Here is an 11,399-nt window from a genome sequence, read left to right as displayed (position 1 = left end):
CCCCCCCCCCCCCTCTCTTTTTACTGCTCGCCCCCCCCCTCCATCCACCCCATGTCGTGGTTCGTCGGCAGCGTCAGATGTGTATTAGAGACAGCTCAGTAGTCAATGCGGAATTGCTGCGATTTGCTAGCTCGTTGGTTTATTAGCGCAAATTATCCCTTCCCAATCTGTAACCATGGGCCGATGCAGTTCATGCCATCTCTTTATAAAATGGTCTATGTTTTCCATGTCTTTTTTGATAAGTTCTCCCAGATTTTGAACGCTTTCTTCAAATCCCTTTTCAGTATAGAAAGATTTGAGCTTATGTCTTACTCCATGAAACAGGGGTGGCCCCTTATAATCATCCATCCGTAAGCGCATTTCTGTATCAGAAGGCATGCTAAACTGCATACCATCACGAGTTTCCAGTTCGGTTAACGTTTCTAATTTGGGCTCTAATTTAAAGATGTTTAGAAAGATTTGTATCCAGGCATCTCTTCTAGAGATATGCGTAGTAATCATTTCTAATTCTGAGTTTGACGAAATTCGACACATTGTATACGTGAAATTATTTAGGTTGTTTCGGCCAAACCACGAACTAGAAAATGGAGATTGTTCAAACCCTTGCCGTTTTAATGCAGGTATTCCTTTTTTAACAAAAATTTCGTTCTTCGCCTCTAGGCGTTTTTTGTCAGATATTCTATAAAATAGAGCCATTTGAATTTCTTCTATTGCTATGGTTAACGATACCGATAATATCGACAATTTAATGTGAACTCGGTTTTCATTGCTTTTGCCTTTAGTGATAACTGTTTTCCTTAATGCCTATGGCAAGCAAATGTTTCCACTTTAATGTTTGAACTTCTGCTTTTTCTCAGTAGTCAATGCGGAATTGCTGCGATTTGCTAGCTCGTTGGTTTATTAGCGCAAATTATTCCCTTCCCAATCTGTAACCATGGGCCGATGCAGTTCATTGTAGCGAAATAAAGTAGGTTTGAAATTACTTCAAAGAATACGAGAGCCCAAACCTCCAAATTCTTGAAGTGGCATCGCTGGTGCTGCCGCCAATCACCCCAGCCATATAGTTGCTCAATCCATACGAATAACCGACATATGCACCGTATTTTTTGAATTTGGCTGCCACCTGCGCCCTTGGTCTTACATCTGTGCTTATATTTTTACGGCCTACCGTACCGCTAAATTTAGTTCCGTTAGAGGCCGTAATGGTGCCGTTTTCTTCGGCTTTGAGGATAAAGCCAAAATCTATTCCGGCAGTTAAATCAATGTCGACCGGATTAGCATGGATTCGATAGCCGAAAGATGGATAGAGGTTGATGAAATCGAGATTTAGCTTTCTGTAGCCACTGGCATTGTAGGCCACATTGGTGGTACCGTTGTAAACGGCTACCTGCTCGATGGCTACTTTGCCGTTCATTTTTTCGTAGCCTACATCCAAACCTACCAGGAAGTCGCCTTTCAATATTCTTTTTGCGTTCAAAGACAAACCGTAGCCTAATCCGCTTTTATTGCCATAGGCATCGTTGGCATAAACCTTGTTCACCGTGCCGGTGCTGGCGTTTAAAAAACTTACAGTGGCTACTGACTGCCCTTTAAATGAAAATGATCCGGAGTTAAAAGAGATCCCTAATTCTGTTTGGGCAAAAGCACAATGCCCGGCTAGCAACAGCAGCAATAATATTCTGATTGGTTTCATCCTGATGTTCATTTATTTTACAAAGTTCGCAAATACGATTAACTTATCACTAATCTCCAATAAAAAAGGCCATCCGCTTCGCCCACTTGTTTGAAGTTGTTTTTGGTCAATACGGCGAAAGAAGCCGGATTGTCTTTGGCCGTTTCGGCAAATATCGATTTTACATCTTCTTGGGTTTTTGTCCATTGGATGATGGCCGCTACGGCTTCGGTCATATAGCCCTTGTTCCTGAAATCTTCATAAGTAGCATAGCCGATCTCAACCTCGCCTTCCTCGTCGGGTTCACCAACAAAGCACAAGTCGCCGATAATGCCATTAGCTGACTTGAGGATGAGTACCCATAAAGTAGTGAAATAATGGTTCCTGCCGGTATCAACGGCTTCGGGTAAGAGATTTTCCTGCAAAGCCCGTTTCATGGCCGAAGAAATGCGCTCGGGGCGAAGGCTTAAGCCCAACTCGGCTTCCAAAGAGCCGTTGTTGGCAATGTATTTGGCTAATTGGTTGTGGCTTAAGGGCAGTAATTTGAGGCGTTGAGTGTTGATCATTGCCCGTAAAGCTAAGCTTTCTTCCTTAAAAGCACTAATGGAAAATAGGTTCAGGCAGGTGATCGTATTCGCTTTTGTTTGGTTCAAGGTGTTGGTGAGGAGCCTGAAATTGGCCGGATTGGCTGCTAGTTCCACAAACTTTGAGCTGCGTATAAAGGTAAGGTTTTTAGACAAGTTAAATCACAAGGCCTTTATGGCTTGGGCGGTGGCCTTGCCCCACAAATTAACAGTTAGATGGCTATAAATTCATCTGTTTATTTTATCTTTAGCCGATTTAAAGGCCAATGATGCAGCAATGCCGGCCAAATAACCTAATTAGTAAAATCAGTTTATATGTCAAATACATCAAAGATCATCTATACCAAAACAGATGAAGCGCCAATGTTGGCCACTTATTCATTTTTGCCCATTGTACAAGCTTTTACCGCTTCAGCTGGTATTGATGTAGAAACAAGAGATATTTCGTTGGCCGGAAGGATTTTGGCCAATTTCCCAGAATTTTTAAAAGACGACCAAAAAATCGGCGATGCCTTGGCTGAACTTGGCCAATTGGCTACCACACCAGAAGCCAATATCATTAAATTGCCGAATATTTCAGCTTCTATTCCACAATTGAAAGGCGCTATTGCCGAATTGCAGTCGCAAGGCTTTGCCATTCCGAATTATCCTGAAGATGCACAAACCGAAGCAGAAAAAAGCATCAAAGCCAAATACGGCAAGGTGTTGGGCTCAGCTGTAAACCCAGTGTTGCGCGAAGGTAATTCAGACCGCAGGGCGCCAAAGGCCGTAAAAAATTACGCCAAAGCCAACCCACATTCTATGGGTGCCTGGTCTGCCGATTCTAAGACGCAGGTAGTGAGCATGACCGAAGGCGATTTCTACAGTTCAGAAAAATCAGTGACTGTGCCTGAAGCTACCCAGTTTAAAATCGAGTTTGTTGACCATAACGGTGCAGTTACCGAAATGAAGGGACTTTCGCCGTTAAAAGCAGGAGAGGTAATCGATAGCTCGACCATGAGCCTTAAAGCCTTGAAAGCATTCGTGGCCAAAGAAATTGCGGCTGCTAAAGCCGCTGGCGTATTGTTGTCGGCACACTTGAAGGCAACCATGATGAAGGTTTCGGATCCGATTATTTTTGGGGCAATTGTTGAAGTGTATTTTGCCGATGTATTTGCCAAATACGCAAGCTTGTTTAAGGAGCTGAATGTAGATACCCGCAACGGCTTGGGCGATGTTTATGCCAAAATTGCCGGCAGACCTGAACAAGCGGAAGTAGAAGCCGCACTGGCCGCTACAATTGCAAATGGCCCTGCCTTGGCGATGGTTAATTCAGACAAAGGTATTACCAACCTGCATGTGCCCTCTGATGTAATTGTAGATGCCTCAATGCCAGCCATGATCCGTACTTCTGGCCAGATGTGGGACAAAGATGGCAAGCAGCAAGATACTTTTGCCTTGATTCCAGACCGCTGCTATGCCGGCGTTTATACCGCTACCATCAACGATTGCAAGGCCCACGGCGCATTCGATCCTACTACCATGGGTTCAGTACCAAACGTAGGCCTTATGGCGCAAAAAGCAGAAGAATATGGTTCGCACGATAAAACTTTCCAGGCAACTGCCGATGGTGCCTTCCGCGTAAGCGATGCCAATGGCAAGGTTTTCTTCGAACAAAAAGTAGAAGCCGGAGACATCTTCCGCATGTGCCAAACCAAAGATGCCCCAATCCAGGATTGGATCAAATTGGCGGTTAACAGAGCGCGTTTGTCGGCTACGCCAGCAGTTTTCTGGTTAGACGAAAACCGTGCACACGATAGAGAAATCATTGCCAAAGTAAATAAATACCTTCCTGATTACGATACTACTGGTTTGGATATCCGTATCCTTTCGCCAATCGAAGCCACCAAGTTCTCGTTAGAGAGGATCCGCAAAGGATTAGATACCATTTCGGTTACCGGAAACGTATTGCGCGATTACCTCACCGATTTGTTCCCGATCTTAGAACTGGGTACTTCGGCCAAGATGCTGTCTATCGTTCCGTTAATGAATGGTGGTGGCCTGTTCGAAACCGGTGCTGGTGGTTCGGCCCCTAAACACATCGAGCAGTTTATCCAAGAAGGCTATTTGCGCTGGGATTCATTGGGCGAGTTTTTGGCGCTTCAGGCTTCGCTAGAACATTTGTCGCAAACCCAAAATAATGCAAAAGCACAGGTTTTGGCCGATGCGCTTGACGAGGCTAATGCCAAGTTTTTGGCTACAGATAAATCGCCGGGCAGAAAGCTGGGGACGATAGACAACCGTGGATCACATTTCTATTTGGCTTTGTATTGGGCCGAGGCTTTGGCCACACAAAGCAAAGATGCCGAGTTGCAAGCCAGGTTTGCACCATTAGCCAAGATTTTGGCTGCTAACGAAGCCCAGATTTCAAAAGAGCTGATTGATGCGCAAGGCAAACCGCAAAACATTGGAGGTTACTATAACCCAAGTGACGATTTGGCTTCTAAAGCCATGCGTCCTAGCGAAACATTGAACGTTGCTTTGGCTAGCCTTTAATCATCAGATATAACTTGGTAATCAAAGCCCTCTTGCTCAAGCAGGAGGGCTTTTTTATTCAGTTCAAATGTAGTTGGGCCTTCTTTGCAACAACCTCCAGTTTCTGGCTGCCGAAGCTTTGGGCAGGTAGTAAGTGGTGGCAAAAGCAAGGGCCAACAAAGCCAGCATCATGAACAAAAAAGCATTATTGCCCGGCCGGTAGGGCAGTTCAAAAACCGATAAACCATCTGACTCTACTTTGTAAACTTTGGGCCTTACCTTGTAACGATCCGATTTTTTGACCCAAACAACTATTTCATCAGCCTTGCCCAACGATAGGTCAACACCCTTTAATACCCTAAAGCCTTCGGCAAGTCCATCAACATCCAATCTGAGCACATACAGTCTTTTGTCTCTTTGCAACATAAAGCTCAGGCACGCATAATTGACAGGATGGTTCTGTTGGTTATGATCCAGTTGCATAAAATTGTCCTTCTTCAGCAGTTTGCCCTTAAGCTGTACCAAGTTGTCGTCGGCAAAAAGCAGTTGTGTAAAAAGCAGGTAAAACAGGTAAAAGATGATAGACAGGGAAATGATGCGGAGCTTTTTCATAATCCTTATAACTAAAATTTTAGTTAATTTAAATAATTACCTTTGATAAAACAAAATTTACTTTCCTAAAGTTATACCATCAACAAAATTCAATGCCATGAGCAATTCAACCAACGAACCAAAAAAAGCCACCGATAAGCTTCATGCCGATAATTTGGGCGAAACAAAAGACCTTAACGAGCTTTCTTACGACAAGAACAAGAAAAGCTTTGAATACGATGTAAAGCCTACCGATAGCGATTACGACCATCCGTTAAATTATGATACGGTTTCGGCGGGTGCGGTAAACGATGATTCGACCTATGATGAGGCCAACCCCTATGTAGGCGATGAGTATGCCGGAAAAGAAGAAATAGCCGACGATGAGCTAGAAGAATTGGGCATGCATGTAGACAATGAAGGCGAAAGCGTTTTGTTGAGTCCGGAAGATGAAATTTTGGGTAGAACCGAAGAAGACTACCGCGACGATCTGGATGAAGAAGGCTACCCGAAAAATGATGGGTATTAAAACGCTATTTCCTAATCGATAGCCAGACCTTCTGAGCTGATGGAACGGGCTGGTAATTCAGCTGTCGTATCCGTTTTTAATGGCATAAACGGCTAAGCCTACGCGCGTTTTGAGTTCCAGTTTTTCAAATAGGCTATCTCTGTATCCCTCAACAGTTCTGGTACTGCAGTTCATTTGATTGGCAATTTCCTTGTAGCTCATTTCGGTTACGGTAAAGCGCAAGAACATTTTTTCCCTGTTGCTAAAAAGATCTTTTTTATCGGATTCCTTGCTTTCGTTGCAGAGGCTGGAAAATACTTTATTGGCGGCCCATTCGGGATAGTAATACCCATTTTTGACCAGGTAGTTCAAGGCTTCGGCCAGTGCGGTTGGATGTACGTTTTTGAGCAGGTAGCCTTTAGCGCCGCTTTTGATCATTTTGATTAGGCTTTGTTCGTCATTTTGCATACTGAGCGCCATGATGAGTACTTCGGGATGGGTTGCCTTAAGCCAAGCAGCGGTTTCAAAGCCATCCATTATCGGCATGCTGATATCCAGCAAGACCACATTGGGAACATTTTTGGGATGTTGGCACCTGTCCTGCAGTTCTTTGCCGTTTTCACATTCGTATAGCACCTCGAATTGGTCAAAGTTTGCCAGAATGCTGCTTAAAGCTTTAGCGATTAAGATATGATCATCAACAATTACAATGCTAGTTTTCATGTTATATCGAAATTTGGATGGTTAATGTTGTTCCGCTCCCTGCTATGCTTTCCATTGCATAATTGCCCCCAATCAAGGCAATTCTTTTTTTCATATTGCTTAAGCCAATGCCTTTGCCACTTGGTTTTTCGGGGTCAAAGCCTTTGCCATCGTCACTTAAAGTTAGAATTAATTGCTTATCATTCTTCCTCAAAGCAGCCGAAATGGTCAGACAGGCCGCATGTTTAATGCTATTTTGGATAAACTCTTGCACTACCCTTAACAATAGGCTTTTGGTTTGATAATTTAAGGGTATAGGTTCGGCTTCGGTGGTTAAATTGAGCTTATATTTTTTTAGCACCTCAATTTTGGCAAATTCTTCCTGTAGCAAAACGGCAATGTCGTTGGCGTCTATATGGTTATCTGTCAGTGATTTAGATAGGTGTCTCAATTCCGACAGGGCATCATTGATCAATTCGCCGATCCCTGTAATTTTATCGTTAATGGGTAAGGCCTCGTTTTCAAAAGCCAATTGCTGGGTGTAAAGACTCGCCAAAGTAAGTTTTTGCCCAACGTTATCGTGTATTTCGCGTCCAATGTGTTGCATGGTTTGGGTTTGGATCTCTATCTGCGCGGCCAACAATTCCTTTTGGTGCAGCACCTGTTGTTGCTGCAGCTGCATGAGGTTCTCCTTCTTTTTGTTTTTATATTGAACTACAAACGCAATGATGGCCACAATAAATGCCAATAAAAAAACATTAAATAGAATAATAACTAATAAGTATTCGGTTTGCCCCATATAAAAGCCGCAGTAAATAACAGGTACATCAAATTGTTAGCAATCAAGAAAAAAGTATAATAAATGCTCCACAAATCAGGTTCGCCTAAAAGTAGATTATAAAACGAGAAAAAAGGCAAGGTGCCTACATAAAATAAAATGATGCCTATGTTGATGTAGAACATGTAATTGGTATGAAACAGGAGTATTTTCTCGGATTTGATCTGCTTTAAGATTTCTAAAATAACCAGCAACATCAATAGCACGGTGCCTACCGTATAACTTAGAGACAGCATCATGCCAGGTTTGGGGATGATGGTAAAATAGGGTAAAAACGAAATGCAGCATATGCCTACAATAACCCAAAACAGCTTTGGCCTGTTTAGCGATTTGATGGCGTATACCCAATAGAAAAATATAAATTCAATCGGAATAACAAAAAAATCATAGTACTTGCTGATGGAGGATGGATGGTTCTTCAATCCCCACTTGGCAAAAGCTTCCATCAAAAAAACGGCACAGCAATAATAGCTCAGCCACTTCCAATGACTGTTTTTGAGCTGAGGTAAATAAAATAAGGCTACTAGCGCTGTTAAAAGCTGTACCCAAATCAGCACCTCGCTCAATATTTTTTGCGTATTGCTAAATACTACCATGGTTATTGAAAAGCTTGTCCATCAACAGTTGCTGGCGGTATGATCTGCCCATGGTTTAGGGCCATCACATTCATCTCGTCCGATCTTTCGTCCTTCACCATGATGAAACTCATTTGTTTGAGGCTTCTCTTTTTAAATCCTTCATAAGTGCTGAGGTCTAGTGGATTAAAATCGGCGTAAACACCCCTTTTGTTTCTGATGGCAGGCAATAGAATTAAGGTGTGTTTTTTTTCATAAAGCCGGGTAATGTCATTGCCTAAGAGTTTTCCCAAGTCTTCGTACCCTGGATAAGCCCATTTGGTGTTTGATGGATAGGCCGCATAATACATTCGGATGGCGAGCTTTTTACCGCCGTCGGGTTGCTTAGCTGCCACAATGCTCTCTATATCATTAATGAATTTTTTGAGCGTGTCGAGGTCAAATAAAATGGAATTGGCATCATTGGGTACGGCACTTGCTCCTGCGTTTTCGATGGCTTTGAGCTGTGTCTGCCTGTAGTTGTCAACCATCTCCTCTATCAGTTTGAAGCGTAATGTGCTCGGTCTGGAGCGTGGAGACCTGGAATCTGTTCGGGTAGGCGGATAATAGTAAACATAGGCGCCAAATGCAATAACGAGTACTGCGATGATGAGGGTTAAGTGTTTCTTTTCCATTTGGTTGGGTTGAGGGGTTATTAGAATAAATATACTTTTTAATTATGCAAAATAGCGCAGGTTATGCCGAAAAAAACAGGGCTGTTAAACCGTTTTTACCACCGTTAAACAACGGTAAAAATTCCCGTTGAACAAACAGCAAGATTCAGTTTGATGCACATTGATTGCGACTGTCTGGTGAGGCAACTTTGTGATGTACAAGCCGGGTTGGCCAATTGGGGCAAATCGGTAATGTGTTAGAAAATAACAGCAATGATAAAAAAACGCCTAAAGCAAGTTGCACGGTTCATCAGCTTGGTGCAAAAGGAAATAGAGTTCTTCAAAACAATATTTTACAAACTATGAGATGCCCATAGCTAACGCAAGCCCGTCTCTGGTTACTGGACGAATGAAGAGGCTTGTTTCAAAAGATATTCAAACGAATAGGAGTATTCCGAAAATCCTTTAAAGAGTAGGAACAAAAATCTAAATCTAAACAAAATGAAAAAATCAATTCTACTACTAATCGCATTGGCTTTTAGTACTGTCGCGTTTTCGCAGGTTAAATTTACCAAGGCCGAACAGCAACAGGTGCAAAAAATCCTGGGTAAAGACTTTACTGCTGTTTTAGGCGAGCAGGGCCAGTTGGCTGTGGTTACGCCAGACAAAGTGGGCGAACTAAAATCTACACCAAGGGGCAGTTTTAACGGCATGCCTGGCTTGGCCGCCAATGCGGTTTTGGCCGCCAACGAAAAATGGTGGGTTTACAAACAAAGTGGCGCACTGTTGAAGTCTAAGCTGGGCGAAGAACGCTTTAATCAATTAAACCAGATCCTCACCAAAAAAGGGTTGGACATCAAAGCGGTTGAAAAACCAGTACAATTTACCAGGGCCGAACAGCAGCAAATGCAGCGTATTTTGGGCAAAGACTTTACTGCTGTTTTAGGCGAGCAGGGCCAGTTGGCCGTGGTTACGCCAGACAAAGTAGGCCAGTTGAAATCTACCGTAAGGGGTGGTTTTAGCGGCATGCCTGGCTTGGCCGCCAATGCGGTTTTGGCCGCCAACGAAAAATGGTGGGTTTACAAACAAAGCGGCGCGCTGTTGAAGTCTAAACTGGGCGAAGAACGCTTTAACCAATTGAATCAGATCCTTGCCAAAAAAGGACTGAACTAAAGTCGCCTAAACTAATGCTGCGCTAGCACACCAGGAGCTGTTTAAATTTCGATCGGTCTTTTACAGGTATGGCAATTTTTATAAAAGACTTTCGCAGGTAAAATAACCGAACAAATTTAAACGGCTTCTTCAGGTTGTTTAATCCAATGAAGATTTAAAATAGACGAAAATGGATACATATAAAATTAAAAGCGTGCTGAAGGACAATGTTTTTTACAACATTTCCTATTGCTATAACACGAACCAACTTGAGGTATTTAGAATTTTGGTAGCCCTTTTTGCCATCATTTCGATGTTTACGCTGGTTTTGGATTACGATGTTTTTTTTGCGCCAAATGGTATCGTTAATTGGGAGGTTTCTAATGCCAATGCACTGTGGTTCGAAGGCCATCCGCAAAAGATAGCCGATTTGCTGAGCGTATCTCCTCAAGCTGTCATGATCACAATTCTTACGGTCTACTTTCTGGCGCTTACTACTTTGTTGCTGGGAATTTGGACAAGGCTATCGGCCATTGTTTGCTTAATTACTTTTACGCTGATTACCAATGTCATGTCTTCTTTCGCTTTTGGGGTAGACATCTATCAATCGGTATGTTTTTTCTTCCTAACCCTATTTCCAACGGGCTATGGCTTGTCGCTGATCAAAAAAGAGAACTATCCCAAACTTAACGAGCTCAAGCAGATTTGCATCAGGGTATTGCAGCTTTATCTGATTGTTACCTATATCTCGGCTGGTTTTGAAAAAGCATTGATGCCGAACTGGTGGAATGGGCGTTTCATCTATTTCCTGAGCAACGACCCAACCATCATGACAACCAGTTTTTTCCCGAAAGACCAGAGCATTATTTTTTATGCCTTTTTTGGGATCATGGTAGTGTTTATAGAGTCATTGTATTTTATGCTGGTATGGTTTAAGAAAACCAGGTTATATATCGTGCTCGTCATTATAGCCATGCATTTGTTCATCGCAATTTTTATGGACTTGTTGTTTTTTGGGGTGTTGCTCATCATCTTAAATGTAGTGTGCTGGTACCCGGTAATTTTTGAGGATCTTAAAATAAAAGAAAATGATAAAAGCATATAAAATCACGTTTCGAATCATCCTGCTGATTATTTTTTTGTCGGTAATGAAAGTCAGTGTTTGGGTTGACAAACATATCAACTGTTATGCGCTTTCGGTAACGCAGTCCTTTATCTTTAGGGTAACGCGATTAAATTGGCAATACGGATTTTTTACAAGTAAATCCAAAAACTATCAATATATCAAAAGCGACATCAGTTTGGTAGATCCTGACGATGCTTCGAGGAATATCGTCATTGCAAAGGATGCAGGCCTGGATAAGCTGGTCTTGCCGATCAATGCGGTTCGGGTTAACTCTTCCATCCAGCAAATGATCAGAGATACGCTCTATTTAGAAGCGGGGTCAAGGTCTATCGCTTTGTACTTGTTTAAAAGGCATCCATCTTATAGAAATATAGATTTTTCTATACAGACCTATAACAGAAAAATTAAGGTCGACCAAAGCAAGTTTGCGCTGACCACCAAGCTCGATACCTTATTTAACCGCAGAATTAGCTATTGAGTTGAC

Annotated in this window: 13 protein-coding genes; 5 read left to right on the top strand and 8 right to left on the bottom strand. The window is 42.6% G+C overall.

Annotated features, from left to right (window positions below; genetic code table 11):
* Positions 1-126 precede the first annotated feature (126 nt).
* The 3 genes from JHD69_RS12445 to JHD69_RS21490 all read right to left on the bottom strand — a co-directional run bounded on the left by JHD69_RS12445 (position 127) and on the right by JHD69_RS21490 (position 2,373).
* Positions 127-744 (bottom strand): hypothetical protein, encoded by a 618-nt coding sequence (locus JHD69_RS12445; protein ID WP_199140668.1) that lies wholly within the window; start codon positions 742-744, stop codon positions 127-129.
* A gap of 235 nt (positions 745-979) precedes the next feature.
* Positions 980-1,693, bottom strand: a complete 714-nt coding sequence (locus JHD69_RS12440; protein ID WP_199140667.1) for a hypothetical protein — start codon at positions 1,691-1,693, stop codon at positions 980-982.
* A gap of 38 nt (positions 1,694-1,731) precedes the next feature.
* On the bottom strand, positions 1,732-2,373 hold the full coding sequence (locus tag JHD69_RS21490; RefSeq protein ID WP_370583487.1) for a GNAT family N-acetyltransferase: 642 nt from the start codon (positions 2,371-2,373) through the stop codon (positions 1,732-1,734).
* Positions 2,374-2,571: 198 nt separating this feature from the next.
* Here JHD69_RS21490 and JHD69_RS12430 point away from each other — a divergent pair, with 198 nt between their 5' ends.
* Entirely contained in the window at positions 2,572-4,791 is a 2,220-nt protein-coding gene (locus JHD69_RS12430; protein WP_199140666.1) for an NADP-dependent isocitrate dehydrogenase, read from the top strand.
* A 63-nt stretch (positions 4,792-4,854) separates the two neighbouring features.
* Here JHD69_RS12430 and JHD69_RS12425 read toward each other — a convergent pair whose 3' ends face one another.
* Positions 4,855-5,382 carry a hypothetical protein gene (locus tag JHD69_RS12425; RefSeq protein WP_199140665.1) on the bottom strand — a complete coding sequence of 176 codons (528 nt, stop codon included), beginning with the start codon at positions 5,380-5,382 and terminating at the stop codon, positions 4,855-4,857.
* A gap of 97 nt (positions 5,383-5,479) precedes the next feature.
* Here JHD69_RS12425 and JHD69_RS12420 point away from each other — a divergent pair, with 97 nt between their 5' ends.
* Complete coding sequence (locus tag JHD69_RS12420) at positions 5,480-5,890, top strand: hypothetical protein (protein WP_199140664.1); 411 nt, start codon at positions 5,480-5,482, stop codon at positions 5,888-5,890.
* Positions 5,891-5,947: 57 nt separating this feature from the next.
* Here the strand turns inward: JHD69_RS12420 and JHD69_RS12415 are convergent, their stop codons facing one another.
* Genes JHD69_RS12415 through JHD69_RS12400 form a run of 4 tightly spaced genes read right to left on the bottom strand, consistent with a single transcriptional unit; the run spans position 5,948 to position 8,658 of the window.
* A complete protein-coding gene (locus JHD69_RS12415; protein WP_199140663.1) occupies positions 5,948-6,592 on the bottom strand; it encodes a response regulator transcription factor in 645 nt (214 codons plus the stop codon).
* 1 nt (position 6,593) lies between these two features.
* Positions 6,594-7,319, bottom strand: coding sequence for a sensor histidine kinase (locus JHD69_RS12410; protein ID WP_199140662.1), 726 nt, complete (start codon positions 7,317-7,319; stop codon positions 6,594-6,596).
* A 26-nt stretch (positions 7,320-7,345) separates the two neighbouring features.
* Positions 7,346-8,005, bottom strand: a complete 660-nt coding sequence (locus tag JHD69_RS12405) for a hypothetical protein (protein ID WP_199140661.1) — start codon at positions 8,003-8,005, stop codon at positions 7,346-7,348.
* Positions 8,006-8,007: 2 nt separating this feature from the next.
* A complete protein-coding gene (locus JHD69_RS12400; RefSeq protein ID WP_199140660.1) occupies positions 8,008-8,658 on the bottom strand; it encodes a hypothetical protein in 651 nt (216 codons plus the stop codon).
* 480 nt (positions 8,659-9,138) lie between these two features.
* Here JHD69_RS12400 and JHD69_RS12395 point away from each other — a divergent pair, with 480 nt between their 5' ends.
* The 3 genes from JHD69_RS12395 (at position 9,139) to JHD69_RS12385 (ending at position 11,393) form a co-directional block, all read left to right on the top strand.
* On the top strand, positions 9,139-9,810 hold the full coding sequence (locus JHD69_RS12395) for a hypothetical protein (protein ID WP_199140659.1): 672 nt from the start codon (positions 9,139-9,141) through the stop codon (positions 9,808-9,810).
* 169 nt (positions 9,811-9,979) lie between these two features.
* On the top strand, positions 9,980-10,894 hold the full coding sequence (locus JHD69_RS12390; RefSeq protein WP_199140658.1) for a hypothetical protein: 915 nt from the start codon (positions 9,980-9,982) through the stop codon (positions 10,892-10,894).
* A complete protein-coding gene (locus JHD69_RS12385) occupies positions 10,878-11,393 on the top strand; it encodes a hypothetical protein (RefSeq protein ID WP_199140657.1) in 516 nt (171 codons plus the stop codon). The genes JHD69_RS12390 and JHD69_RS12385 overlap by 17 nt, the downstream gene beginning before the upstream one ends.
* Positions 11,394-11,399 lie beyond the last annotated feature (6 nt).

Source organism: Pedobacter sp. ASV12 (genome assembly GCF_016429155.1).
Classification (GTDB): Bacteria; Bacteroidota; Bacteroidia; order Sphingobacteriales; family Sphingobacteriaceae; genus Pedobacter.
This window is presented reverse-complemented; position numbering and strand designations above follow the sequence as displayed.

Coding starts and splice junctions, on each gene's coding strand:
- JHD69_RS12415 (WP_199140663.1), bottom strand. CDS start 6,592: ATGAAAACTAGCATTGTAATTGTTGATGATCATATCTTAATCGCTAAA.
- JHD69_RS12420 (WP_199140664.1), top strand. CDS start 5,480: ATGAGCAATTCAACCAACGAACCAAAAAAAGCCACCGATAAGCTTCAT.
- JHD69_RS12395 (WP_199140659.1), top strand. CDS start 9,139: ATGAAAAAATCAATTCTACTACTAATCGCATTGGCTTTTAGTACTGTC.
- JHD69_RS12405 (WP_199140661.1), bottom strand. CDS start 8,005: ATGGTAGTATTTAGCAATACGCAAAAAATATTGAGCGAGGTGCTGATT.
- JHD69_RS12440 (WP_199140667.1), bottom strand. CDS start 1,693: ATGAAACCAATCAGAATATTATTGCTGCTGTTGCTAGCCGGGCATTGT.
- JHD69_RS12425 (WP_199140665.1), bottom strand. CDS start 5,382: ATGAAAAAGCTCCGCATCATTTCCCTGTCTATCATCTTTTACCTGTTT.
- JHD69_RS12430 (WP_199140666.1), top strand. CDS start 2,572: ATGTCAAATACATCAAAGATCATCTATACCAAAACAGATGAAGCGCCA.
- JHD69_RS12385 (WP_199140657.1), top strand. CDS start 10,878: ATGATAAAAGCATATAAAATCACGTTTCGAATCATCCTGCTGATTATT.
- JHD69_RS12390 (WP_199140658.1), top strand. CDS start 9,980: ATGGATACATATAAAATTAAAAGCGTGCTGAAGGACAATGTTTTTTAC.
- JHD69_RS12400 (WP_199140660.1), bottom strand. CDS start 8,658: ATGGAAAAGAAACACTTAACCCTCATCATCGCAGTACTCGTTATTGCA.